The organism is Nevskia sp., assembly GCF_023266035.1.
Taxonomy (GTDB): Bacteria; Pseudomonadota; Gammaproteobacteria; order Nevskiales; family Nevskiaceae; genus Nevskia.
In genome coordinates this window covers 22,850-48,067 of the sequence record NZ_JAHFRY010000010.1, presented here as the reverse complement: position 1 = coordinate 48,067, position 25,218 = coordinate 22,850, and the positions used below count along the sequence as shown (strand labels likewise).

Annotated in this window: 25 protein-coding genes; 12 read left to right on the top strand and 13 right to left on the bottom strand. The window is 65.0% G+C overall.

Annotated features, from left to right (window positions below):
- Positions 1-25 precede the first annotated feature (25 nt).
- Together Q0D45_RS02390 and Q0D45_RS02385 are read left to right on the top strand one after the other, a co-directional pair.
- Complete coding sequence (locus Q0D45_RS02390; protein WP_293387978.1) at positions 26-622, top strand: TetR/AcrR family transcriptional regulator; 597 nt, start codon at positions 26-28, stop codon at positions 620-622.
- 26 nt (positions 623-648) lie between these two features.
- Positions 649-1,350: an SDR family NAD(P)-dependent oxidoreductase gene (locus tag Q0D45_RS02385; RefSeq protein ID WP_293387975.1), complete on the top strand. Its 702-nt coding sequence runs from the start codon at positions 649-651 to the stop codon at positions 1,348-1,350.
- A 55-nt stretch (positions 1,351-1,405) separates the two neighbouring features.
- Here Q0D45_RS02385 and Q0D45_RS02380 read toward each other — a convergent pair whose 3' ends face one another.
- The 8 genes from Q0D45_RS02380 to Q0D45_RS02345 all read right to left on the bottom strand — a co-directional run bounded on the left by Q0D45_RS02380 (position 1,406) and on the right by Q0D45_RS02345 (position 8,721).
- Entirely contained in the window at positions 1,406-2,227 is an 822-nt protein-coding gene (locus tag Q0D45_RS02380; RefSeq protein WP_293387972.1) for an alpha/beta hydrolase, read from the bottom strand.
- Positions 2,228-2,327: 100 nt separating this feature from the next.
- On the bottom strand, positions 2,328-3,788 hold the full coding sequence (locus Q0D45_RS02375) for an alginate export family protein (protein WP_293387969.1): 1,461 nt from the start codon (positions 3,786-3,788) through the stop codon (positions 2,328-2,330).
- On the bottom strand, positions 3,770-4,177 hold the full coding sequence (locus Q0D45_RS02370) for a DoxX family protein (RefSeq protein WP_293387966.1): 408 nt from the start codon (positions 4,175-4,177) through the stop codon (positions 3,770-3,772). Before Q0D45_RS02370 ends, Q0D45_RS02375 begins: the two co-directional genes overlap by 19 nt.
- Positions 4,174-4,878 carry a YoaK family protein gene (locus Q0D45_RS02365; RefSeq protein ID WP_293387963.1) on the bottom strand — a complete coding sequence of 235 codons (705 nt, stop codon included), beginning with the start codon at positions 4,876-4,878 and terminating at the stop codon, positions 4,174-4,176. Before Q0D45_RS02365 ends, Q0D45_RS02370 begins: the two co-directional genes overlap by 4 nt.
- Before the next feature lie 2 nt (positions 4,879-4,880).
- Positions 4,881-6,737 (bottom strand): amidohydrolase, encoded by a 1,857-nt coding sequence (locus Q0D45_RS02360; protein ID WP_366946318.1) that lies wholly within the window; start codon positions 6,735-6,737, stop codon positions 4,881-4,883.
- 117 nt (positions 6,738-6,854) lie between these two features.
- The gene (locus tag Q0D45_RS02355; RefSeq protein ID WP_293387957.1) at positions 6,855-7,133 is read right to left on the bottom strand and encodes a DUF1427 family protein; all 279 of its coding nucleotides are present in this window, start codon (positions 7,131-7,133) and stop codon (positions 6,855-6,857) included.
- A gap of 84 nt (positions 7,134-7,217) precedes the next feature.
- The gene (locus Q0D45_RS02350; protein WP_293387954.1) at positions 7,218-7,919 is read right to left on the bottom strand and encodes a hydrolase; all 702 of its coding nucleotides are present in this window, start codon (positions 7,917-7,919) and stop codon (positions 7,218-7,220) included.
- An 85-nt stretch (positions 7,920-8,004) separates the two neighbouring features.
- The gene (locus Q0D45_RS02345; RefSeq protein WP_293387951.1) at positions 8,005-8,721 is read right to left on the bottom strand and encodes a pirin family protein; all 717 of its coding nucleotides are present in this window, start codon (positions 8,719-8,721) and stop codon (positions 8,005-8,007) included.
- Between the two features lie 103 nt (positions 8,722-8,824).
- Here Q0D45_RS02345 and Q0D45_RS02340 point away from each other — a divergent pair, with 103 nt between their 5' ends.
- Positions 8,825-9,721: a LysR family transcriptional regulator gene (locus tag Q0D45_RS02340; RefSeq protein WP_293387948.1), complete on the top strand. Its 897-nt coding sequence runs from the start codon at positions 8,825-8,827 to the stop codon at positions 9,719-9,721.
- A gap of 100 nt (positions 9,722-9,821) precedes the next feature.
- A complete protein-coding gene (locus tag Q0D45_RS02335; RefSeq protein ID WP_293387946.1) occupies positions 9,822-10,232 on the top strand; it encodes a heme-binding protein in 411 nt (136 codons plus the stop codon).
- A 10-nt stretch (positions 10,233-10,242) separates the two neighbouring features.
- On the opposite strand, the gene Q0D45_RS02330 is transcribed toward Q0D45_RS02335, so the two are convergent.
- Complete coding sequence (locus Q0D45_RS02330) at positions 10,243-11,199, bottom strand: helix-turn-helix domain-containing protein (protein ID WP_293387944.1); 957 nt, start codon at positions 11,197-11,199, stop codon at positions 10,243-10,245.
- Between the two features lie 175 nt (positions 11,200-11,374).
- Between Q0D45_RS02330 and Q0D45_RS02325 the strand changes: the two genes are divergently transcribed.
- Entirely contained in the window at positions 11,375-12,622 is a 1,248-nt protein-coding gene (locus Q0D45_RS02325; protein WP_293387942.1) for an acyl-CoA dehydrogenase family protein, read from the top strand.
- 4 nt (positions 12,623-12,626) lie between these two features.
- Here the strand turns inward: Q0D45_RS02325 and Q0D45_RS02320 are convergent, their stop codons facing one another.
- A complete protein-coding gene (locus Q0D45_RS02320; RefSeq protein WP_293387940.1) occupies positions 12,627-13,526 on the bottom strand; it encodes an alpha/beta hydrolase in 900 nt (299 codons plus the stop codon).
- A gap of 212 nt (positions 13,527-13,738) precedes the next feature.
- Between Q0D45_RS02320 and Q0D45_RS02315 the strand changes: the two genes are divergently transcribed.
- Complete coding sequence (locus tag Q0D45_RS02315) at positions 13,739-14,140, top strand: nuclear transport factor 2 family protein (protein WP_293387937.1); 402 nt, start codon at positions 13,739-13,741, stop codon at positions 14,138-14,140.
- Positions 14,141-14,147: 7 nt separating this feature from the next.
- Positions 14,148-15,452: an NADH:flavin oxidoreductase/NADH oxidase family protein gene (locus Q0D45_RS02310; protein ID WP_293387934.1), complete on the top strand. Its 1,305-nt coding sequence runs from the start codon at positions 14,148-14,150 to the stop codon at positions 15,450-15,452.
- Between the two features lie 16 nt (positions 15,453-15,468).
- Here the strand turns inward: Q0D45_RS02310 and Q0D45_RS02305 are convergent, their stop codons facing one another.
- Entirely contained in the window at positions 15,469-16,386 is a 918-nt protein-coding gene (locus Q0D45_RS02305; protein ID WP_293387931.1) for a helix-turn-helix domain-containing protein, read from the bottom strand.
- 435 nt (positions 16,387-16,821) lie between these two features.
- On the opposite strand from Q0D45_RS02305, the gene Q0D45_RS02300 reads away from it, so the two are divergent.
- The 5 genes from Q0D45_RS02300 to Q0D45_RS02280 are packed head-to-tail and all read left to right on the top strand — an operon-like array spanning position 16,822 to position 21,535.
- The gene (locus Q0D45_RS02300) at positions 16,822-18,027 is read left to right on the top strand and encodes a sulfotransferase (protein WP_293387929.1); all 1,206 of its coding nucleotides are present in this window, start codon (positions 16,822-16,824) and stop codon (positions 18,025-18,027) included.
- Positions 18,024-19,211, top strand: a complete 1,188-nt coding sequence (locus Q0D45_RS02295) for a DUF1214 domain-containing protein (RefSeq protein ID WP_293387927.1) — start codon at positions 18,024-18,026, stop codon at positions 19,209-19,211. Before Q0D45_RS02300 ends, Q0D45_RS02295 begins: the two co-directional genes overlap by 4 nt.
- A 24-nt stretch (positions 19,212-19,235) precedes the next feature.
- A complete protein-coding gene (locus tag Q0D45_RS02290; RefSeq protein ID WP_293387925.1) occupies positions 19,236-20,009 on the top strand; it encodes an SDR family oxidoreductase in 774 nt (257 codons plus the stop codon).
- Between the two features lie 42 nt (positions 20,010-20,051).
- Complete coding sequence (locus Q0D45_RS02285) at positions 20,052-20,891, top strand: hypothetical protein (RefSeq protein WP_293387922.1); 840 nt, start codon at positions 20,052-20,054, stop codon at positions 20,889-20,891.
- Between the two features lie 41 nt (positions 20,892-20,932).
- A complete protein-coding gene (locus Q0D45_RS02280; protein ID WP_293387919.1) occupies positions 20,933-21,535 on the top strand; it encodes a DUF924 family protein in 603 nt (200 codons plus the stop codon).
- On the opposite strand, the gene Q0D45_RS02275 is transcribed toward Q0D45_RS02280, so the two are convergent.
- Both Q0D45_RS02275 and Q0D45_RS02270 read right to left on the bottom strand, forming a co-directional pair.
- Positions 21,532-22,767, bottom strand: a complete 1,236-nt coding sequence (locus Q0D45_RS02275; protein WP_293387917.1) for an acetyl-CoA C-acetyltransferase — start codon at positions 22,765-22,767, stop codon at positions 21,532-21,534. The genes Q0D45_RS02280 and Q0D45_RS02275 overlap by 4 nt on opposite strands.
- A gap of 999 nt (positions 22,768-23,766) precedes the next feature.
- On the bottom strand, positions 23,767-25,191 hold the full coding sequence (locus Q0D45_RS02270) for an efflux transporter outer membrane subunit (RefSeq protein ID WP_293387915.1): 1,425 nt from the start codon (positions 25,189-25,191) through the stop codon (positions 23,767-23,769).
- Positions 25,192-25,218 lie beyond the last annotated feature (27 nt).

Below are 25,218 nucleotides of genomic sequence, written 5' to 3'. Positions count from 1 at the left end.
GAAACATTTGCCGGAATCTCCCCTCATGGCCAGAAAGATCGAACGCGAAGAAGCGCTGGACCGCGCGCTGACCCTGTTCTGGGATCACGGCTACCGCGGCACCTCGATGGACATGCTGACCAGCACGCTCGGTGTCGAGAAGCCCAGCGTCTACGCGAGCTTTGGCAGCAAGCAGAAGCTCTATCTGGAAACACTGCTCCAGTACCGGCAGCTGGTACTCGACAGCGTGCAAGGCATGCTGGATGAAGCGCCGGATGCCCGTGCCGGGCTCGACAGCACCATCCGCAAGCTGATGGCGCGCGGTGGGCGTACCGAACGCAAGGGCTGCTTCGCGACCAACTCGGCACTCGAACTGGGCGATGAAGATCCCGAGGCGCAGGCCATCGTTCGCGACACCTTCGCGGCGCTGACCACGGTATTCCGCAAGACCATCCAGCGCGGTCAGGCGGAAGGCACGGTGCGCAGCGACTGGAGCGCCGACGTGCTGGCGCAATACCTCGTCAACGGCATCGAAGGCGCGCGGATCATGGAGCGCACCAAGGCCAGCAACCGCGCGATGGATCAGGTCGCGGCCTTGACCCTGAGCATCCTCGATCCACCGAACCAAACCTCGCGCGGCTGACGCGCGGCAGCCACACGGAGTAGCGCATGAGCAAACCAGTCGCCCTGATCACCGGCGTGGGCCCCGGCACCGGCGCGGCACTGAGCCGCCGCTTCTCGAAAGGCGGTTATCGCGTCGCCATGCTGGCGCGCGATGAAGCCCGATTGAAGCTGCTGGAAAGCGAAATCGAGGACAGCAAGGGCTTCGTCTGCGATGTCACCGACGGTGCCCAGATCGACGCGACCCTGGCGGCCGTCCGGCAGACCTTCGGTGATCCCTCGGTGTTCATCCACAACGCCGTCGGCGGCACCTTCGGCAACTTCCTGGATATCGATCCGGCCGAGCTGGAACGCAACTTCCAGATCAACACCATGGCGCTGCTGCATCTCGCGCGGCGTCTGGCACCGCCGATGATCGCGGCGGGGCAGGGCGTGATCCTGGCCACCGGCAACACCTCCGCATTTCGCGGCAAGGCGAACTTCGCCGGCTTCGCGCCGAGCAAGGCGGCGCAACGCGTGCTCGCCGAAGCCATCGCCCGAGAAGTGGGACCGAAGGGCGTGCACGTGGCCTATCTGACCATCGATGCAGTCATCGATCTGGCCTGGACGCGCAAGGCCTTTCCCGGTCGCCCGGACGACTTCTTCATCAAGCCGGCAGCGATCGCCGAAGAGGCCTGGCATCTGGCCCATCAGGACCGTTCGGCCTGGACCTTCAATGCCGAGATCAGGCCGTTCTGCGAAACCTGGTAACGCCGCTCATCCCGCTGTCTGAGCGCAGCGGGATGAGTCGGCGTGTCTCTGCGACTCAGGCTTTGATGAAGGCCAGCAGATCGGCATTGAGCTGATCAGCATGGGTAGTTGCCAGACCGTGCGGCGCGCCGGCGTAGATCTTCAGCATCGCGTTCCTGACGATCTTCGAGGACAGCAGCGCCGCAGTGCCGATCGGCACGATCTGATCGTCGTCACCGTGGACGATCAGGGTCGGCACGTCGATCTTCTTCAGGTCCTCGGTGTAATCCACTTCCGAGAACTGCTTGATGCAGTCGTACTGACCCTTGAGGCCGCCGAGCATGCCCTGCAGCCAGAACGAGTCGCGAACGCCTTCGGAAACGGTGGCACCCGGCCGGTTGTAGCCGTAGAACGGCATCACAAGATCCTTGTAGAACTGCGCGCGGTTGTCGATCACGCCCTTGCGGATGTCGTCGAACACCTGCATCGGCACGCCATCGGGATTGCCGGCGGTCCTCAGCATCAGCGGCGGCACGGCACCGACCAGCACCGCCTTGGCGACCCGGCCTGTGCCATGGCGGCCGATGGTGTGCGCCACTTCGCCACCGCCGGTGGAGTGACCGATCATCACCGCGTCCTTGAGATCAAGCGCGGCCATCAGCGCGGCGAGATCGTCGGCGTAGGTGTCCATGTCGTTGCCGGTCCAGGTCTGATCGGAACGGCCGTGGCTGCGCCGGTCATGGGCGATCACCCGGTAGCCGTGCTCGCCGAGGAACAGCATCTGTGCGTCCCAGGCATCGGCGGACAGTGGCCAGCCGTGGCTGAAGATCACCGGCTGGCCGCTGCCCCAGTCCTTGTAGAAGATGTTGGTGCCGTCTTGGGTCTTGATGAAGCTCATGCGCTGTCTCCTGTACCGCGTGGGATGGAAATAAGCTGCAGCCGAACTCCGCGAATGTTGCCAATCCGGCTGCGAAAGCGATTGATCAAGCGTGCTGACCTCACCAGGTGAAGGTCGCCCAGCTGCCGAGAAAGTCGACATCGTTGCCATTCGCCGCGCGCACGTAATCGCTGGCGAACAGATGCACGTAGGAGGCCGTCCACACCCAGTGCCGGCCGGCTTTCCAGCTCAGTGCCGCTTCGGCGGTGTTGCCGATGTAGCGCGAGGCGCCAGGCACCGGCCGCAGTTCGATGTTGCCGGCCGGGCCGTAGACACCATCGTTGACACTGGCTCGCCAGAGCAGATCGACAGCGAGGGTCGCGGTCAGCGATCGCGTCGGCACCAGCTGCAGCGAGGGATGCAGATCGGCGATGTTGGTCGGGCGGATGATGCTGGCGTCGTTGAAGTAACCGGACTTGAAGTACAGCGGATTGAAGCCGCCGTAATGGCCATCCGGCCCCTTGGAGTCACCGCTGGCGTAGTCGGCCTTGAGCCCGAGGCGCGGCTTCCAGGGCAGCGAGCGGAAGCTGTAGCCGGTGTCGGTGGCAATCGTCCAGGCGCGGATGTCGCGGTTGCCGAAGCTGCCGAACTGCACGATCGGTTCCCAGTCATAGCTCCAGCCGCCAGCAGTTCCTGAGAGCCGCGTGCCGATGCTGTGGCGATCCTCGGCGGCGCTGCCGCGGATGTAGCGCCGGCTGTCGTAATGGGCGCCGAGGTAGTACAGGTCGATGGTCGCCGGCAAGCTCAGGCGCGTCGGCATCGAGCTGTAGACGCCCCACAAGCTCTGACCGTCGTTCTCGCCATCGAACTGATGTCGGGACTCCTGTCCCGGCCGGACCAGGAAGGCATAGAGCCGCGCCGTGCCCTGTGCGGCGATGATCTGCACGCCATCGAACTTGTACGGCACGTTCGGCGCCGCACGTGTCGCGATCAGCCGCGCCGAGCCGTAATTCATGCTGAAGCGGCCGGCGCGGGCGATCACTTTCGGCCCGTTCGGCGATGGATCGCCCAAGGTGTAATCGACAAAGGCCTGCTGCAGATCGAGCGGGTTCTGGTTGATCGGCGAGGCACTGTCGCGATCGCCGAACTGCAGCGCCGACAGGCCCTGGACGAAGAAGCGCAGCCGCTCGTTGACGTGCAGATCGGCATGCAGCGCGACTCGCTGCAACAGATAGGACAGATCGTCTGGTTCGCCGCTGGTGCCGAAGCCAGCGTTGTCGAACTGCTCGTAGCGTTCGCGCAGTTCGCCGCCGAAGCTCAGGTAACTGTGAGGATCACTGGCGTCCAGCGCGATGTACTTCGCCGGGTCGAAGAAATCGCTGCGCTGGAGGGGATCGGCGAGGCGGTCGTAACGCTCGTTGAAGCGCAGCAAGGTGTACGGCGGTGGATGCGGATCCGGTGCCGCGGCGTTGGTGTATTCCGACAGCACCGAGGTCGCCGGATCGACTTTCGGCTGCTCCGCCGCTGCCAGCCCGAAGGCCGGCAGGGCGAGGGCGATGAGGCTCAGCGAGCGGGCGTGCATGGCGTGTTTGCCGCAGGTGATTGCAGCGCGATCAAGGCGATCAGCCCGAAGCCACCGACCAGGCCGGCATGTTCGAGAAAGGCGTTGAGATTGTGGAAGCGCTCCATGCCACTCATCGTCCAGAACGGATGGCCGATGACGGTGGCAATCACCGTGAAACCCGCGAGCGCCGCCGCGCCGAGTGCGGCCATGCGGCCTTTCGCAAACAGTACCAGCGCCGAGCCACCGAGCTGCACCGCGATCGTCGCTGCGGCGAACAGCGCCGCTGGCTGCAGGCCGAAGTGCTGCTGCTCGGCGATCGCCGCCGGAAAGTCGATCAGCTTGGCGAGGCCGCTGTAGACGTAAGCCAGACACAGCCCGGCGCGGGCCAGCCAGAAGGCGGCGTTCATGAGCGCACTTCCGGAGCAAGAGCCAAACGGGAGACCAGAACGATCGCCAGCATCGGCAGCAGCAGGCAGACGATGCCGACCTGCATCAGCAGCACCGCACCGGCCGCGGCACCGACCGCGAAGGCGAGCACCGGCGGCCACATCTTGCTGATCCGCGCCTGGGTCACGGCGCGGTTATCGGCATTCGAGCCACGCAGCAGATCGACGCTGTCGATGACCACCTGGGTAACGTTGCCGGTCATCACCGTGGTCGGCGACAGGCTGGTGAAGATCAGCCGCGAGGCCGCGTTCTGCACGCCCATCGCGGCAACGCCGAGCAGGCCTGCGATCACCGCGCCCGGGGCATCGGCGTGGATGATCGGCGCTGCCAGCAGTGCTGCGACGAGGAAGCCGCCGAGCAGCACGATCTGCGCCCACAGCACCGGGGTCAGCGAACGTCGTTGCCGTCGCTCCCGTCGGCGCACGAAAGCCGTGGTCATCGCCACCGCGGCGATGAACACCGGCAGCGCCAGCAGCTTGGCGAGCACGCCGGCGTGTGCGGGCTGCACCAGGGACGCGCCGATCAGCACGAAGTTGCCGGTGACGTGGGCGGTGAACAGGCCGAACAGCGCGATGAAGCCGACGGTATCGACATAGCCGGCGACAAAGCTCAGCAACGGCGCCACGGCGCCCGGACGGGCAATAGGAGTGTTGTCAGTCATGATCAGAACGCCCAGCAGGAGCAACCGAGCGCGCCCCAGAAGCCATTCTGGTCGTCGGTCGCGGAGGTGACGGCACGGCCATGGGCATGGCCGTGGACATTGCAGCTGGTGGCACAGGCGCAGCTGGCCTGCGCCATCGCGTGCGCCGCTTCGCGGTCCGGCTTGTAGTACTTGCTGCCGAAGTTGACTGGCGACCAGTCCGGCATCGCGGGCGGCAAGGCCGGCGCCAGCGGCTTGAACTCGTCATCGCCATAAACCGGCTTGCCGCCGACCACGGTCAGCACCGAGACCAGGTTGCGGATCTGGTCTTCCGGCACGCTGAAGTAATCGGCCGACAGCAGCGCGAAATCGGCGAGCTGGCCGATCTTGATCTGACCCTTGGCACCTTCCTCGTTCGAGAACCAGGCGTTGGCCTTGGTGTACATCGTCAGCGCCGTTTCGCGATCGACGAGATTGGCCGGCGGATACATGCGCGTGCCACCGACGGTCTTGCCGGTCGACAGCCACCACAGCGCGTTCCAGGGATCGTAGCTGGCAACGCGGGTGGCATCGGTGCCGGCGCCGACGTGGACGCCCATCTCCAGCATCCGCTTGTACGGCGGCGTGCGTTCGACGGCTTTCGCGCCATAGCGCTCGATGAAGTACTCGCCCTGATAGGACATCCGATGCTGGATGGCGATGCCGCCGCCGAGCCTGGCGATGCGCTCGATGTTGCGATCGCTGACCGTTTCGGCGTGATCGAAGAACCAGTGCAGGCCGTCGAAGGGAATCTCAAGGTTGACCTTCTCGAACACGCTCAGCGCGCGGGCTATCGATTCGTCGTAGGTGGCATGCAGGCGGAACGGCCAGCGGTTGCTGACCAGCACGCGGACTACCGCTTCAAGCTCGTTCTCCATGCCGGCCGGCAGTTCCGGGCGCGGCTGGCGGAAGTCTTCGAAATCGGCCGCCGAGAACACCAGCATTTCGCCAGCGCCGTTGTGGCGATACATCGCATCGCCCTGGCCGGGCTTCACCAGCTTCGCCCAGTTTTTGAAGTCGGAAACTTCTTCCTTCGGCTTCTGGGTGAACAGGTTGTAGGCGATGCGCAGAGTCAGTTCGCCGGAGGCGTGCAGGTCTTCGATGACCTGGTAATCGTCCGGGTAATTCTGGAAGCCACCGCCGGCATCGACGACGCTGGTCACGCCGAGGCGATTCATCTCGCGCATGAAATGGCGTGTGGAATTGCGCTGGTACTCGATCGGCAGCTTCGGCCCTTTGGCCAGTGCCGAGTACAGCAGCAGCGCGTTCGGCTCGGCGAGCAGCAGGCCGGTGGGCTCGCCACGGCTGTCCTTGACGATCCAGCCGCCGGGCGGATTCGGCGTGTCGCGGGTGTAGCCGACGGCGCGCAGCGCGGCAGCGTTGAGCAGGGCGCGATCGTAGAGATGGAGGATGAACACCGGTGTGTCCGGTGCGGCGGCATTCAGCTCGTCGATGGTCGGCAGACGTTTCTCGGCGAACTGCCATTCGGTGAAGCCGCCGACCACGCGAATCCACTGCGGCGCCGGCGTGCGGGCGACTTGATCGCGCAGCTTGCGCATCGCATCGGCCAGCGAAGGCACGCCATCCCAACGCAGTTCGAGGTTGTAGTTGAGGCCGCCACGGATGACGTGGATGTGCGAGTCGATCAGGCCGGGAATCAGGCGACGCTTGGCGGCATCGATGATCTGCGTGCCGGTGCCGGCGAGCTTCATCACTTCGTCTTCACTGCCAACGGCAATGAAGCGGCCATCGGCAATCGCCAGGGCATTGGCCTGCGGGTTCTGCCGGTCCAGGGTGGTGATCTGGGCGTTGCGGATGATCAGGCTGGGGGTGTCGTTCATGCGGGAATCTCCAGACTTCGACTGTGCGGTGGCAGCGCCGAGCCAGGCGCTGGCGGCGAGTCCGGCGACGCCCTGCAGGGCGCGGCGGCGATCGTGATCGGTAGGATTCATGTGGTGCTAGCCGGCTAGTTGCCGCGAACGCGGTTCGGCCTCTTTCCGCGCCGCCGGCAGCGCGCCGAAGACGTGCTCGCCGCATTGCGTCCTCACCCAGCTCACCGTCACCGGCTCTTTGGCAACGAACACGCGCTTGACCAGCGGCACCGCCTGTTCGCCGAGCAGGATGCCCATCAGCCCGAGCAGGGCGATCACCGGCGGCGCCGGCGAGCGCACGTTCAGCAGCGCGTAGATCGCGCCGACCAGCAGGCCAGCGGCGAGCGACAGCAGATACATCTTCATGGCGGCGTCTCCAGAATTGTGGGTGCAGCATCAGGCCTCGGACGATCGAGCCAGCCTCTGGCCGATCGTCCGAGGCTGCCGGGTTCAGCCGTGCGCGGCAGACGCCGGGACGTACGGCGAGATGACCGACGGCGGCGCGCCATGAACCATCGTGTAGGCGTATTCGACGCCGGCACCATAAGCACCGCAATGGGTCTTGACGATGTCCATCACCGCGTCATAGGTATCGCGCTGCGCCCAGTCGCGCTGCCATTCGAGCAGGGTCGACAGTGCGGTGACCGGCTTGGCACCGGCCTGGTAGACGCGCTTCATGGCGTTGTCGTGGGCCAGCAGGCTGACATCGCCGCAGCAATCTTCGGCGACATAGACCTCGTAGCCATCGTGGATCGCCTGCACGGTCGGCAGGGCGACGCAGGTTTCCGTCCACAGGCCGGTCAGCACGATCTTCTTGCGGCCGGTCTTCTCGATCGCGGCGACGAAGTTGGCGTCGTCCCAGGAGTTCATCGAAGTGCGCTCGATCGGCTCGACGCCCGGCATCGCCGCCAGCAGCTGCGGCCAGGTGTTGCCGCTGAACGATTTGCTTTCGACGGTCGACAGCACCACCGGAATGCCGAACACCTTGGCCGCCTTGGCCAGAAGAACGTTGTTGTTGATGATCGTCTGGCGATCGTGGCTGGCGACGCCGAACAGCATCTGCGGCTGCAGGTCGATCATCGCCAGCACGCAGTTGTCCGGCGTCAGCAGGCCCTTTTCGGAGCGCTTGGCGAGTTTGTTGGTTTGCGACATGGTGGTTTCCCCTTTGCGTTGTGTGTGAGGTACTGCGTCGGCAATGTCCGGCCCGGCCCTGTTCGAGCCGGGCCGGGCGTTTGAATCAGGAGCTGCGCTGCGCGCCGGGCAGATCGAAGACCAGCACTTCGGCATCGCTGCCCTCGCTGAGGCTCAGTTCGCCCAGCGCTTCGATCTTCAGCGCGTCACCGGCGGCGAGCTTCACGCCGTTGGCGGTGATCGCACCGCGAGCCAGATGCACGTAAGCGCGGCGGCCGGCGGCCAGGCTAAGGGACGCGGTCTCGGCGCCATCGAACAGGCCGGCGTAGAGACGAGCGTCCTGGTGCAGCAGCACCGAACCTTCGGCCTGATCCGGCGATGCGATCAGCCGCAGGCGGCCGCGCTTTTCGGCTTCCTCGAAGCGCTTCTCTTCGTAGCTCGGCGCGATGCCCTGCTGGTTCGGCTGGATCCAGATCTGCAGGAAGTGCACCGGCTTGGCCTGCGAAGGATTGAACTCGCTGTGGCGCACGCCGGAACCGGCGCTCATCCGCTGCACGTCACCAGGGCGGATCACCGACCCGTTGCCGAGCGAATCCTTGTGCGCCAGCTCGCCGGACAGCACGTAGCTGATGATTTCCATGTCGCGATGACCATGGGTGCCGAAGCCGTTGCCCGGCTGCACACGGTCTTCGTTGATGACGCGCAGCGGGCCGAACTCGACATGCTCGGCGTCGAAGTATTCGCCGAACGAAAAGCTGTGGTGGGAGTTGAGCCAGCCATGGTCGGCGTGGCCGCGTTCGTTGCTGAGTCTGATCTGGTTCATGGCCTTGTCTCCGGTTGGTGTGGAAGCAAGATAAAACGTGGGGATCGGATAAAAAAGCTCGATTTTCGGATGCCATCAATCAACAAAATTGATAACTTGAGGCATGGCGCTCGCAAGAACCTCGCTGGAACAATGGGCCGTGCTGGCCGCGGTGATCGATCACGGCGGCTACGCGCAGGCGGCGGCGGCGCTGAACAAGAGCCAGCCGGCGGTGAGCTATGCGATCGCAAGGCTGCAGGAAGCGCTGGACGTGCCGCTGCTGGTCGTCGAAGGCCGCAAGGCGGTGCTCACCGAACACGGCCGCGTGTTGTTGCAGCGCGCCCGGCCGTTGCTGCGCGATCTCGAAACGCTGGAACTGCTGGCGGCTAAGCTCAAGCAGGGCTGGGAGCCGGAACTGCGCCTGGTGGTCGACGTGGCGTTCCCGCGTGGTTTGCTGCTGAACATCGTCGCCGAGTTGCAGCAGCTTTGTCCGAGCACCCAGATGCAGGTGTCCGATGCCGTGCTGTCCGGTGCCGAGCAGGCGATCGAGGACAGCACCGCCGATGTCGTCATCACCACCCGCGTGCCGCAGGGCTTCCTCGGCAATTTCCTGATGGATATCGGCTTCATCGCCATCGCCAGCCCGAACCATCTGCTGTTCGAGATCGAGGCGCCGCTGACCACCGAGCATCTGGCCCGCCACGTCCAGGTGGTGGTTCGTGATTCGGGCCAGAAGCATCCGCGCAACGAAGGCTGGCTCGGTGCCGACCGCCGCTGCACGGTCAGCAGCATCGAAGCCTCGCTGGCGACGGTGAAAGCCGGCCTCGGCTACGCCTGGCTGCCCGAGCATCTAGTGACGTCATCGCTGCGCGACGGCACGGTACGGCCTTTGCCGTTGGCGGTCGGTGGCCATCGCAACATGGAGCTGTATCTGGTGCTGGTTCGCCCGGAACTGGCCGGGCCGGCGGCGCGATCGGCGGCGGAGTGTTTCCAGCGCCATGTGCCGATGGTGAAGCAGTAGCGTCCCAGCACTGCCACGGGATTGAGAAGACCCGGTGTTCGGTAGCAAGCTGCCGCGTTGCGCTCTTGCTGTTCCCATTCACCTACCAGGAATTCCATCCATGGAAATCACCCTCGTCTCCCTGAAGGACGCCCGGACCATCATCGCCGCCGCCGAAAAGAAAGCGAAGGCCATCGGCCAGCCGATGAACATCGCGGTGGTCGACGCCGGCGGCAATCTCATCGCCCATGCGCGCATGGACGGCGCCTGGATCGGCAGCGTCGACATCTCGATCAACAAGGCTTTCACCGCGCGTGCCTTCAATCTCGCGACCAAGGATCTGGCCGACAACTCGCAGCCGGGCCAGCAGTTCTTCGGCATCCACGGTTCGAATCACGGCCGCATCATGATTTTCGCCGGCGGCATTCCGCTGAAGAAGAACGGCCACGTGGTCGGCGCCGTCGGTGTCAGCGGCGGCTCGGGCGAGCAGGATCAGTCGGTTGCCGAAGTGGGTGTCGCAGCGTTCGGCTGAAGCAAGCGGATCAGCGAACCGCGTCCACGCCGCGGCGCCGGAAATCACCGGCCGACATGCCGTAGCGCTTCTGGAAGACGCGGCAGAAGTTGGACAGGTCGTTGAAGCCCCAGCGGTAGGCGATCTCGGAAATCGACGCCTGCCCCTGGGCTGCGTCGGCCAGATCACGCGCGCAGCGTTCCAGGCGGCCCTCCTGCACCCGCTGCGAGAACGACTGCCCCTGGTCCTCGAACAGCTTGTGCAGGTAGCGCGGCGAGATCCCGAAACGGCCGGCCACCATGTTCACGCACAGCTCCGGATTGGCGATGTTCGTCGCCACGTAGGCGGCAATCGAATCGCGGAAGCTTTCCCGGACGGCATGCTTGCCGTGCTCTCGGGTCTCCGTGGTGGCGCCCAAGGCAATCGACAGCAGATTCGCCAGCGTGTCGACCAGCGACAGTTGCGCGGCCTGCGGAATCGCTTCCGAGCAGTGCAGCAGCGAGCGCATGAACGAACCGGCGACGGTGCCGAGTGCGCCGTCGTCATGCAGGCGCACGGCAGTCGCTGCGCGCGGCGCCTTCAGACGCGGCATCAGCAAATGCCGCGGCATGCGGATGCACAGGATTCGCCAGTTCTCGAATACCAGATCGTAGGTTCGCGTGGTGTCGACGATGTAGAAATCGCCCGGCCGCATCAGCGTCTCGCGGCCGTCCTGCTTGACGATGCAGCTGCCTTCCAGCTGCATGTTGGCGAAGAAATACTCGCTGGGATTGCGGCGGATTTCGCGCTCGCTGCGGAACACCGTCTGGGCTCTGGATCGGACGTCGGACACGGTGACGTCGAGCAGGTCCTTGATCGCCACCGTGCTTTCGAACGAGCCGACCGATTCGGCAACCGGATCCAGCGCGGTAAAGGCTTCGCACAGCACCTCGCGCCAGTACGGGTACTGCTGCGCCGGCGGCCGGTCCTCGGTGGTCCAGGTTCGCATCGTTGCCCTCGCTATCGGTCCATCGCCCGCCGATCATACGTGCCGATCCTCCGCATGATCTTTGCCAGTTGCGTGCGCAATCCGCCAACTGCGCATTCGGCATCCGCCAAGCCAGCATCTTCTGCGGCGTTCAATCTAAGGGCTTCGCTGCACACCCGATCGAGGACGCATCACGATGGCCATCGACTTTTCCCTGAGCCCCGAACAGCAAGCCCTGCAAGCCGGCGCGCGCCAGTTCGCCGCTGCCGTGCTGAGCCAAGTCAAGGCGACGATCGCCCTGCATCCGGCGCACGAGGATCGCTTCTTCGCAACGCGGCCGTTCTACGCGCAGATGGCCCAGACCGGCTTCGTCCATGCCCTGTTTCCGAAGGCCTATGGCGGCAGCGGCATGTCGATCGTCGACTTCGCGATCGCTGCCGAGGAGCTTTGCGTGGCCGACATCAACGTGCCGTCGACCTTGCTTTCGACCGGCCTCGGCATGGAACCGATCATCGGCTACGGCAGCGAGGAGCAGAAGCGCCGCTGGATCGGCGAAATCCTCGAAGCGCCGGGTGATCGGCTGGCGGCACTGGCGTTCACCGAAGTCACCGGCGGCTCCAACTACGACTGCCCGGACCCGAGTGCCGGCGTGCAGACCTTTGCGCGCCTGGAAGGCGATCACTGGGTCATCAACGGCCAGAAGCACTACACCACCAACGGTTGCGGCTGGGACGGCAAAGGCGCCCATCTGATCTCGGTGGTCTGCCGCACTGATCCCAGCAAGCCTCCGGCGGAATCGCTGGCGGTGATCGTGGTGCCGGGCTCGACACCGGGTGTCGAAGTGGTCGGCTATCTCGATACCGTCGGCCATCGGGCGGTGGTATCGCCGCGCATCCATTTCAACAACGTCCGGGTGCCGGCCGGCAACATCCTCGGCAAGCCGGGCGACGGCATCGCGATCTGCCAGTACGCGTTCTCGTGGACCGCAGCGCTGATCGGCGCCGCCTGCACCGGCGTCATGCGCGCGGCCTTCGACATCGCCTTCGAGTTCGCGAAGCACGACAAGCGCTCCGGCAACGTGCCGGTGATCGAGCACCAGAACGTCGGCTACATGCTGGCCGACATCAAGATGCGCATCGAAGCCGCGCGCTACCTGACCTGGAAGGCCTGCCACCAGCTGGACGTCACCGATCGCCGCAGCGACGAGCTGGCGGTGATGACCAAGGTGTACAGCTCGGAGCTCTGCGTGCAGGCGGTGTACGACGCGATGCGCCTGGTCGGCGTCGACAGCTACACCGTGCTGTCGCCGCTCTCCGGCCTGATGCAGGACGCGCTGTGCTTCCCGCTCTACGACGGCGGCAACATGGGCGTGCGTCGCCGGCAACTGCACCGCAAGTTCATGGCGGCGGATTACAACCCGATGGCTTCCGCAGAAGGGCGCTGAACGATCAACCGATGTGCTTGCGCACGAAGGCGCCCATCCGCTCGATCGCCGCGACGGCTTCATCGAGCCGGTTGGCGAAGATCTGGAACACGTGGATCTGGCCGGGCTCGATCTCCAGGGTCACATCGACGCCGGCCTGCTTGGCGCGTGTGGCGACCCGGCGGCTGTCGTCGAGCAGGGTTTCGCGTTCGCCGACCTGGATCAGTAACGGCGGCAGGCCGGTCAGGTCGCCATAGAGCGGCGAGGCCAGCGGATCGCGCAGACTGTTGCCAGCGGTGACGTAGAGATTGGCGAGCTGGCGGGTGAAGTCCTTGCCGACCATCGGATCGATCGCGGCATTGCTGAGCATGGTTTCGCCGGTGCATTCGAGATCGGCCCAGGGCGACAAGGTCACCGCACAGGCCGGCATCGGCAGGTGGTGATCGCGGATCGACAGCAGCGTGGCCAGCGCCAGACCACCGCCGGCGGAGTCGCCCGCAATCACCAGTCGGCCCGGCCGATAGCCCTGCGCCAGCAGCCAGCGCCAGCCATTGGTTGCGTCGTCCACGGCTGCCGGGAACGGATGCTCGGGCGCCAGGCGGTAGTCGAGCATGTAGACCTGCGCCTGCGCGGCACGCGACAGGAATTCGCCGAGATCACGATGCGAACGCGGCGAGCCGAACACATAGCCGCCGCCGTGTAGATAGAGGATGGCGCGATCGGCGACCGCGTTTGACGCACTGACCTTCAGGCCCGGCAGGCCGCCGATGTCGATCGCCTCGCAACGCGCGCCAACCTTGCACGGAACCTTGCCGAACACCTCGTCCCAGTCGCGGCGCATCTGCGGCAGCGGCGTGTCCGGCGACCAGGCGCCGAAGCAGGCGTGAATGTCCGCGATCACCGCGTCCAGTTGCTGAGCTGACATGGTTCGTCTCCTCGAGTTCGGTCTTGTTCGCGAGGCTGCACTTCGGCAGCTGACGGAAACCTAACCCCGGGACCGAAGGCGCCGATACGAGGCCGAGCCCTCATGCACCCGAGGGCAATCCCTCGGGGCGGCGGCCACGGCTCATGTCGTAGCATCGGGTCGTAGCATCGGGCCATAACGAGAAACACGACAACGGACGAGGAGACGAAACGATGAGCCTGGAAACCAACAAGCAACTGGTGGCCGACTTCTTTGCCCACTTCGGGCGCAAGGACGTTCAGGGCGCCCTGGACATGATGACCGCCGATGCCACCTGGTGGATCGGTGGCAAACCCGAGCTGTTTCCGCTCTGTGGCTTGAAGACCAAGGTGGAAATGGGCGCGCTGCTGAACAGCCTGGTGCCCGGCACCAAGGACGGCCTGAAGATCACCCCGAAAAGCATGATCGCCGAAGGCAGCAAGGTGGCCTGCGAAGCGGAGTCCTACGGCGTGCTCGGCAACGGCCGCACCTACAACAACGAGTACCACTTCCTGCTCGAAGTTCGCGACGGCAAGATCGCGGCGGTCAAGGAATATCTGGACACCATGCATACCGCTGACGTGTTGAAGGGCTGAGCGCGGCATGAACTCAGCCCCGCGTAACCTCGTTGCTACCGAGCTTCGCCTGCCCTGCGGCGCCGTACTCAAGAACCGCCTCGCGAAAGCGGCGATGACCGAAGGTCTGGCCGACCCGCTGAACCGGGTCAGCGACCGGCATTTCCGGCTCTACGAGCGCTGGGCGCGCAACGGCTTCGGCCTGATGCTCACCGGCAACGTGCAGGTCGATCGTCGTCAGCTGGAACGGCCGGGCAACATCGCCATCGATGACAACGGCGGCCTGGAAGCGCTGCGCAAGCTGGCGGCGATCGGCACCCGCGAGGGCGCGCATTTCTGGATGCAGATCAACCATCCGGGCCGGCAGACCTCGGCGGCGATCCATCCGCGGCCGCTGTCGCCCTCGGCGATCTCGCTGCCGGTCGCAGAGGCTGGTTGTGGCGCGGCACAGGCGATGAGCCTGGACGACATCCGCGATGTCCAGCGCCGTTTCGTGCACGTGGCCAGCGTGGCGCGCGACAGCGGCTTCACCGGCGTGCAGATCCATGCCGCGCACGGCTATCTGCTATCCAATTTTCTGAGCCCGCTGGCCAATGCCCGCACCGACGATTACGGCGGCAGCCTCGCCAACCGGGCGCGGCTGCTGCTGGAGATCGTGGCGGCGACGCGGCGCGCCGTCGGCGCCGATTTCCCGATCTCGGTGAAGCTCAATTCGGCCGATTTCCAGCGCGGCGGTTTCAGCCAGGATGAGTCGATGCAGGTGGTGCGCTGGCTGTCCGACGCCGGCCTCGATCTGCTGGAAATCTCCGGCGGCAGCTACGAGCAGATGTCGATGGTCGGCCTCGGCGAAGACGCGCCGAAGACCGGGCGCAAGGTCGCGGCCAGCACCGCGGCGCGCGAGGCCTATTTCCTCGACTTCGCGCAGCGCGTGAGGCCGCAGGTGTTGATGCCGCTGATGATCACCGGCGGCATGCGCAGCCTGAAGACGATCGACGACGCGCTGGCCTCCGGCGCCTGCGATGTCATCGGCATCGGCCGGCCGACCTGCTACGCACCGGAAGACTGTGGACCGCTGCTGCTGGGTGGACAGGGGAGCGAACTGCCGACCATCGAGCACGGGCTCGGCATGCCGCGCGATGCGCTCGGCCCCGACATGGACGACCGCGCCTTCAAGACCGTTGAATCCTTCGGCCTGCTCGGCTGGTTCTGCCTGCAGCTGATCCGTCTCGGCGATGGCCAGGAACCGGATCTGAAGCTATCGGTGTTCGATGCGCTGATGGGCTACGAGCAGAACGAAACCGAGGCGCTGGAGCGTTGGCAGCGGCCGGCCTGAAGGCTTGGGGCAGCGGCTACTCGGCGTTGGCCCGCGCGGCGAATTCAAGCGGCGACAGGTGGGTCGCTGCCTTGAACGCCACCGAGAAATGCGAGGGGCTGCTGAAGCCAAGCTCGTAGGCGATCGCCGTGACATTGCTGCGGCCTTCGCGCAACAGGGCTTTGGCTTTCTCGATGCGCCGCCGCAGGATGAAGCGATGCGGCGAGCAGCCGTAGCGTTGGGTGAATTTCTCGCAGAAGCGGGTGCGGCCCATGCCGGCGTGATCGGCCAGTTCCTGCAGGCCGATGCGGTCGCCGAGCCGCGCGTCGATCTGCGCGATCGCCGCGTCGAAATCCGGTTCGCGCGGCGCGCCGTCTACCGTTGTCTGCCATTGCGCGAGCCGGACCGGTTCGGCATTGCCATCGGCAACCACACGCACCAGATGCCAGGCCAGCGAGTTGAGCAGATGGGTGACGTAGTGCCGCGTGCTGCGCGACGACAGCGCCGGCGCGCGCATCAGGGTGCGGACGCTGGACACCACGTAATCGTCACGGATCGCGAACAGGCAGTGCGGCAGATTCAGCAGCCGGTCGCCGGCGACATCGCGGAAGATCCTCGCGGCATCGAGCGGAAAATGGGCCGTGGCGAACTCCACTTCGCCGTCGGTGAGATAGCTGATCGACTGGCCGCGCGGAATCAGCGTGATGTCGCCCGGCCTTGAGAAGCGCCGGCTCAAGCCGCCGTCGGTGAACACCCGCACGCGGCGCGCGCCGCTGAGGTGCACGGCCAGCGTCAGCTCCTGCGATTCCGAGACGTACAGTTCCTTGTCCGGCTTCACGCCCCAGCCATACAGGCTGATGCCGGTGCGCTCGGCGCTCTTGCGTTCCATCAGTGGTGTCGTCCGGCACGCCTGGCTGTAGGCGTCGACGCCGCGTATTCCGATGTCGTGGGCCATCTGTCTTCTCCTCCTGCACCAGCACCGCTTTAGGGCCTGTCATCAATTGCTTTGGTCGCTGCGTTGCAGGTCAAAAAGCCGCCGGGCGAGGCGCGAACCGCAGGCCATAGCCTACCTATGGTCAAGGTTCGCAACGAAGTCCCGGCGGTTTTTTGGCCGCAACCCGAAGGGGCGGGGCCGTTTTTCCGCATTGCCGCCTTGCTCGTCGCGCCAATGGAATAACCATTGGCCGCTCCTATCAAGTTGCACTGCGGAAAAACGACCTCCGCCGCAGCGAGCAAAGTAATTGGTGACAGGCCCTAGGCCCCGATCGTTGGACGATTCTGTTCAGGCCGCAGCGTACGAATCTGACAGTGCCGCAATCGGCGACCCGCTACAACTATCGGCGACCGCCCGAAGAGGCGATGCCCAGAAATTGAATGTGCTGGAGGAGCGATGACCGAAACAATCGGGGCAGCCGTGCTGCCCAAGACCGTGCCTGAACTGCTGGCCGCCGCACGTGCAATGGCGGGGCTGGAGGATTTTGGCGATCCATCTTTCATGAAGGCGCTCGAGGTGCTGATCGCCGGCTTCCGCGAAGAAGCGCGGTTCAGTGCGATGGGCGAGCAGCTCGCCTACGGCGGCGTGATCAACATGCTGGTCAATCGCCTGCGCTATGTGCGCGACGTGAAGGCGCACCCGGAGATCCTGGACGAGAAGATCGTCAAGCCGATCGTCGTGCTTGGCCTGCCGCGCACCGGCACCACCAAGCTGCAGCGCATCCTGTCTGCCGACCCGCAGGCGCAGGGGATGATGTACTGGAAGATGATGAATCCGGCGCCGTTCCCGGACGAGGAGCCGGGCAATCCGAAGGGCCGCATCGAAGCCGCGCAGGCCGTGGTGGCGATGCTCACCGAGCAGTTTCCGGCCTTCGTCGCGCGGCACCCGACCGAAGCGCTGCAACCGGACGAGGAAGTGCTGCTGATGCAGGGCTCCTTCGATTGCGTGGTCACCTGGCTGTTCGCGCGCTCGCCCTCGTTCTACGACCACGTCATGAACAATGACCGGCGGCCGGTGTACCAGTATCTGTTCAGCCAGATGCAGTACCTGCAATGGCAGGAAGGTGGTGCGCGAGGCCGTGGCTGGGTACTGAAATCGCCGTGCCATACCGGCTTGATCGACATCCTGCTGGAGACCTTCCCGGACGCCGTGCTGGTGCACTGCCATCGCGACGTCAACAAGCTGCTGCCCTCGATCGCCGGCCTGGTCGAAGAGATGCGCCGCATCCACAGCGATCACGTCGATCGCAAGGTGCTGGGCGACGAGATGCTCGATTACTTCGGCCGCTCGATGGACCGCTATCTGGAACTGCGCGACCAGCTGCCACCGGATCGCATCCTCGATGTCCGCTACGAGGAAGTGGTCGACAACGCGCTCGACGTGGTGCGCCGCATCTACGAACGCGCGGGCCGCGCGTTCACGCCGGAAACCGCCAACCTGATCGGTGCCTGGGAAGAACAGCGCCCGCCGCATTACCTCGGCCATTACAGCTATTCCGCCGCTGACTACGGCTACGCCAGCGACACCATCGACCGACGCTTCGCCGCCTACGGCGAGCGCTTCCGCAGCTACATCACGACAGATCGGAGCATCTCCGCATGACTGCACACACTTCCTTCGAGCATCTGAAATTCACCCAGCCGGATATCTGGCGCGCGGTGGTCAAGGCCATGGGCGAGCTGGAAGCCCTGGTCTGGAACGATCCCCGAGTGACCGACGACCTGACCCGCGCTGAAGGCTTGCGCTATCTGACCCGCCTGATCGCCGGTGCGCTGCCGATCACGATGGAGGAGTCCAACCCGAACTATCCGCGCTTCCTGCAACTGCTCAGCACGCACCTGCAATGGGGCCTGCCGTCCGCGGACTGCCACTACCAGTGGGCGCCCGTGCACGGCGACAACGTCTACCGCATCAGCGGCGATCGCGGCACCGCGAAGATGTTCGACATCGAATCTCGCCGCAACCAGTTCGCGCGGCTCGGCGAATGGACCTTGCACGCGCGACTGCCGAAGGCCGAGGTGGGGCCGAACAATCACGTCGACATCGTGCTCAGCGCCAAGCGCCCGGCCGAAGCGAAGAACTGGCTGGAACTGCCCGAAGGCCCGGGCGAGCTGATCTTCCGCCAGTACTTCTACGACTGGACCACCGAACAGGCTGCACGCCTGACCATCGTCAACGAGGGCGCTACGTACCCGCCGCCGCCGCTGACCCAGGCTGACATTCGCCGCAACGCCGCGCTGTTCTGCGACTTCCTGAGCCAGGCCACCGCGATCTTCCGCGGGTCTGTGGAAACCTATTACACGGCGCCGCCGAACACCCTGGCCTTCGATGGCATCGACTACGGCTGGCGTGCCATCCAGTACGGCAAGGGCCCGTACCAGTGCGCGCTGGACGAAGCGCTGATCCTCGAATGCCAGCTGCCGAAGACCCAGTACTGGAACGTCCAGATCGGCAGCCATTTCTGGGAAGCGCGTGACTACCATCTGCGCCAGACCTCGCTCAACGGCCATCAGGCGAGAGTCGAGGACGGTGGCATCTTCCGGGCGGTGATCTCGCACGATGATCCGGGCATTGCCAACTGGCTCGATGCCGGCGGCCATTCGTCGGGCCTGATCACCATCCGCTACTACGAGGCCGACACCCTGCCGCTGCCGACCATCCGCAAGGTCAAGCGCTCGCAACTCGATGCCCTGCTGCCGGCATCGACACCGCGCCTGTCGGCCGAAGAACGCCAGAAGATCCTGCGCGAGCGGGCCTGGTCGATGCCGCGTCTCGGCCGGGATTGATCCATGACTTCTGGAGCTGCGTCGATGAATGTCGAAAGTCTGTTTTCGCTGAAGGGCAAGGTCGCCCTGGTCACCGGCGCCGGCACCGGCATGGGCAAGCGCTTCGCCGGAACGCTGGCGGCGGCGGGTGCCAAGGTGGTCTGTGTCGCCCGCAATCAGGAGCGTCTGGAAAAGGTCGTTGCCGATCTGCGCGAGAGCGGCGCGGACGCGGTGGCGGTGGCCGGTGATGTCGGCAGCAGTGCATCGGTGGAAGCGATCTTCGACGCTGCAGAGCAGGCCTTCGGCAGAGTCAATCTGCTGGTCAACTGCGCGGCGCAAGTGGATTTCGGCTTGTTCCCGGATCTGAAGGACGAGAACTGGGAAAATCTCATCAACGTCAATCTGTCGGGAATGATGCGCACCTGCCGCAGCTTTTCCACCCGCCTGATCGCCGCCGGCGAGCCCGGCGTGATCGTCAACATCACCTCGATCATCGGCACCCAGGTGATGGCCGGCGTGCCGACCTACTGCACGCTGAAGGCTGCTGCCAACCAGCTGACCAAGTCGATGGCGCGCGACATGTTCGGCCACAACATCCGCGTCAACGCGATCGCGCCCGGCTACTTCGAAACCGAGATGGCCGGGCCTCTGTTCGATTCCGACATCGGCAAGAGCTATGTCGAACGCCATCCCCTGCAGCGCCTTGGTCAGGTCGAGGAACTGGACGGGCCGTTGTTATTGTTGGCCAGCGATGCCTCCCGGCACATGAATGGTTCGATCGTCACGGTCGACGCCGGGCATTCGATTCAGCTCTACTGAACGGCCGGGCTCCGTGCCTGAACCCCAGGCACGGAGCCCTTCATGCTGGACGAGCAGACACAGACTTTCTATCGCCAACTGGCCGCGTGGATGGCGCTGCGCGAGCGTGGCCAATGCGGCTCGATTGTCGGCATCAACGGCGGACAAGGTTCCGGCAAGAGCACGGCTGCCGCGTTCCTGAAGGATGAGCTGCTCTCAGCGCACGGGCTGCGCGCCGTGGTGCTGTCGCTCGATGATTTCTATCTGCCGCGCGCGGACCGCGAACGTCTCGCCCTTGAAGTCCATCCGCTGTTCGCGACGCGCGGCGTGCCCGGTACTCACGATGTGCGGCTGGGCATCGACACGCTCGACAAGCTGCGCGAGCTTCGCAAGGGAGAGTCGCTGGCGCTGCCGCAGTTCTCGAAAGCCGACGACGATCGAATACCGGCAAGCCTTTGGTCCAGCATCACCGGCCCGGTCGACATCGTGCTGTTCGAAGGCTGGTGCGTCGGCACGCCGCCACAGTCATCAGCGGAACTGGCTGAACCCGTCAACGCGCTCGAAGCCAATGAAGACGCCGATGGCCGTTGGCGCCACATCGTCAACGAGCAACTCCGCACGGCCTACGCCGACTGGTTCTCGCGGCTCGATGCCCTGGTGTTCCTGCGCGTTCCCGATATCGACTGCGTACGCCGCTGGCGATGGCAGCAGGAGCAGGACACCGCCAGCGCGGCAGACAGCAAGGCCACCGGCTTGCAGTCCCGAACCCAGCTCGAACGCTTCATCCAGCATTACGAGCGGCTGACCACCCACGCCCTGCGAGTGCTGCCGGAGCGAGCCGACGTGCTGCTGACGCTTGGTGAAGACCATGCCGTTGACAGTGTCTTGTTCCGCCAGCGCTAGACCCAAGAGTCGTACATAGGCGCTCGGCAGGCAGCAGATACATGACCACGGAAGTGCAGGCAGTTCTCGAATTCTGGTTCGGGCCGGGCGATGACGATCTGGAAACCATCCGCACCCAGTCCGATCTATGGTGGAACGCTGAGCCAGCGGTCGACGGGCAGATTCGTGATCGTTTCGGCGCGCTGCATCAAGCGGTGGTCAACGGCGAACGGGACGGCTGGCTGGCGACTCCCGAAGGCCGGCTGGCGGCGATCATCGTCGTCGACCAGTTCTCCCGCCATCTGTTTCGGGGCAACGGGCAGTCCTATGCCTGGCAGATGCTGGGACAGCAGCTCTGCATGGATGGCATCTCTGCCGGCGCCGATCTGCAGCTGTCGCCGATCCGGCGCGCCTTCTTCTATCTGCCGCTCGAACACGCGGAGTCGATCGACGAGCAGGCGCGCTCGGTCAGCCTCAACCGGCAGCTGGTCGCCGAGGCTGCCGAGCCGCTTCGCGCCCAGTTCGAAAACTATCTCGGCTATGCGCTGGAGCATCAGCAAGTGATCCAGCGCTTCGGCCGCTTTCCGCATCGAAATGCGCTCCTCGGCCGTGAGAACACGGCTGAGGAGCGGGCTTATCTGGGCTTATCGAAACCCGCTGATTAAAGACGCTCGATGATGATGGCGGGCGCCATGCCGCCGGCCACACACATCGTCACCAGGCCGCGGCGAAGTCCGCGACGTTCCAGTTCGTCGAGCACGGTGCCGATCAGCATCGCGCCGGTGGCGCCGATCGGGTGGCCCAGCGCAATCGAGCCGCCGTTGACGTTGACCTTGTCGCGGTCCAGATCCAGATCACGGATGAACTTCTCGGTGACTACTGCAAAGGCTTCGTTGATCTCGAACAGGTCGATGTCTTCGATCTTCAGGCCCGCCTTCGCCAACACCTTGCGTGCGGCGGGGACCGGTGCGTTGAGCATCAAGGTCGGCGAGTCGCCGATGTTCGCGGTGGCGACGATGCGCGCGCGCGGCGTCCATCCCTGCGAGCGTGCGTACTGCGGCGATGCGAGCAACAGGGCCGCCGCGCCATCGACCACACCCGACGAGTTGCCCGCGTGGTGGACAGCGTCGAAGGCCAGCTCCGGGTAGACGGACTGAATCAGCTGGCGATACGTCGTGCCGGCTTCATCGAGCGGGCGATCGGCAAACTGCCCGAACGCCGCCTTGAGCTGACCCAGGCTTTCCAGCGTGGTGCCGGCGCGCGGGTACTCATCGCGGTCGAGCGCCAGCGAGCCGTCATCGCGAAACACCGGGATCAGGCTCTTCGCGAACCGCCCTTCGGCAATGGCGCGCGCCGCACGTTCCTGGCTGACCAGGCCGATCCGGTCGCAGTCCTCGCGGCTGATGCCTTCCATCGCGGCGATCGCATCGGCGCAGACGCCCTGATGCGGCTGCGGGTGCAGCTGACGCAGATGGAGATTGCCGTTGTCCAGAAACGCCGGCAGATCGTTACCGCCGAAGCCGTAGTTGGACATCATCTCGGTGCCGCCGGCGATGACGCAGTCTTCCATGCCGGAAAGGACCGTCGCCGCGGCGAGGTTGACGCTGGTGATGCCCGAGCCGCAGAAGCGGTCCAGTGTCACGGCGCTGGCACGAACGTCGTAGCCCGCATCCAGCGCCGACATGCGCCCCAGATCACCGCCCTGCTGGCCACGCTGGGAACTGGTCGCCCAGATGATGTCGTCGACCTCCGCGGTGTTGAGGTGGTTGCGCTCGGCCAGTGCCTTGAGCACCGTTGCGCCCAAACGCTGCGGATGAATGCCGGTGTACGCGCCCTTGCCCGCCTTGCCGATCGCCCGCGGGGTGCGGCAGGCATCGATGATCCACGCTTCGCTCATCCAGCTATCTCCTGATCAAAAGATAAGCATGGCTGCTGCTCGGCCAGCGCGCCCCATCCTAAGGTTGGTTGCTCAGGCCACGGCTTCGCTTCGGAAGGAGGCGTGTCGCGGAAAGTTGAACCGCTTCATCCAGTTCACGTAAGCGGTCTCGGTGCGAAAGCTATAGTGGCGCACCCGAATCTGCTGACGAACCCGATCCAGAAGTCGCGGTGAGCCAGGAGGAACGGATGTCGCCTTTGATGACTCAGCCGTGGTGCGGTCCCTTGCACGGAACTCTGATGAGCCCCTGTTTTTCAGTGAATCCACCTGCCGCCCGGTGTCCGCGCCGTCACGGATTAGGCGACAAATGTTTGCAGAATCCAGCCGTGAATGGTTTAGGCGACAAGATGACGCATAACACCGCTCAGGCCGGGCTATCCGACATTTTTGTAGCTAATTGGCGTTGGACCTAATGCAAGAGAACTTCGTATACCCACATGAGGCGCTGCTATTGGTAGCGTGGTTCTGCCTGCCAGCGTTCGCCATTGGCCTCGTCGTGCAGGTAGTTTTGTATCGACGCCGGCATGTGCGCTTTGCGCGGTCGGCAACAGCAATCATCGTCTCAGTTTTTGGCACTTTCGTGCTGGCCACTTTGCTGTGGGCAACGCTACCCGCCTTCTTGGCCGCGCCCTCATCGTTTCCATCGGCGTCGCGCGCTTGGTTCGTCCCGCCGTTCTTCCTGCCTGCCTACCTCGCCAGCCTCATCATCGTTCCCCTCGTAGCGCGGTTCGTCGCAAGGATCCAACTAGTGGTTCAACGCGACGGCCCTGCCTCCGGCCGGCCTGCGCGTTAACCTGGGCGTTGAGGCTGTAGAAAAGCTTCAGAAATGGAACGAATTGGACTGCTGAATGGAGATCTTCCGGGGCTCCAATTCGTGCTCGAAGCCGGTTGACTTGCATCTGTCGAAACTGCTGCCGTTTCGCTTCCCGTCCCGACGTCGATCAGCGCTCTGTTCCCCATTCAAGCCCCAGCCTCCCAACCCCCACCCAACGCCTTGTAAACCGCAATCGCGCTGGTATTGATCGCCGTCTCGGCCTGGGCCAGATCGTCTTCGGCGGCGAGGGCAGTGCGCTGGGCGTCGAGCAGCACCAGGAAATCGGTGGCGCCTTCGCGGTAGCGGATGCCGGCTAGGTCGGCGGCGCGGCGGCTTTGCCGGGCTTGTTCGAGCAGGTGGTTGCTGCGTTCGCGTTGGGTGTTGAACAGGGTCAGCGAGCCTTCGATGTCTTCGAGCGCGAGCAGCACGGTCTGCTGGTAGTTCGCGAAGGCGCCGTCGGCGTTGGCCTTGCTCTGGTCGAGGCGCGCTTGCACGCGCTTCCAGTTCAGGCCGTTCCAGGAAATGCTCGGGCCGATCGAGAACGCCTGCGAAGCCACGCTGCCGAGGTCGGCGCTGTTGCCGGACAGGAAGCCGATGAAGCCGCCGACTTCGATGTGCGGATAGAAGTCCGCGGTGGCGATGCCGATGCCGGCGGTGGCGGCGGCCAGTTCACGTTCGGCGCGCTGCACGTCCGGACGACGAGCGAGCAGATCTTGAGGCGCGCCGATCGCCAACTGGCTGGACAGTGTCTTGAACAGCTGCGGCGACAGATCGACGCCGGATTCACCGGGACGCGCACCGGTCAGCACATCGAGCCGGTAGCCGGCCAGCTTCTCGGCCGCACGCAGCAGCGGGATGCGGGCTTCGGTCGCCGCCAGTCTTGCGGACGCACTGGCGACGTCCTGCTCTGGCCCGGTGCCGACTTCGCGACGCACCCGCGTCAGCTTCACGGTTTCGCTCTGGCTGGCCAGATCGCGGGATGCGATTTCCAGCCGCAGCTGGGCGCCGCGCAGCTCGAAGTAGTTGCGGGCCACTTCGGCGATCAGGCGCACCTGGGCGTCGCGCAGGCTGGCGACGCTGGCCTGCGAGTTCGCCTGCGCGGCTTCCACCGAGCGGCGAATGCCGCCGGCCAGATCGAGCTCCCAGGCAGCGTCGAAGCCGGCCTGGTAGCGGCTGATGCTGAAGCGGTCGCTGCCGAAGCCCGGCTGCTGGGCGCGGCTGCGGGTGTAGCTGGCGTCGGCGCCGATGGTCGGCAACTGATTGGACTGGGCATCGCCAACCGCCGCCCGTGCCGCAGTGACTCGCGCCACGGCCATCTTCAGATCGAGGCTGTTGGCGACCGCGCGGCTGACCAGCGCATCGAGCGTGGGATCACCGAACTGCGTCCACCAGCGGGCTTCGAAGTTCTGCGCGGCGCTGTCTGCCGCCGGCGCGTTCTTGAATGCCGTGACCGGCGCCAGTTCCGGCCGGTGATAGTCGGGGCCGACGGCGCAGGCCGATAGCAGGGTCGCGAGCAGGCCAGCAGTCAGCACCTTGCGCGACATGGATAACGGTACGGATTGAGTGTTCATTGCAGGTACCTCGAATTCATTGATGCG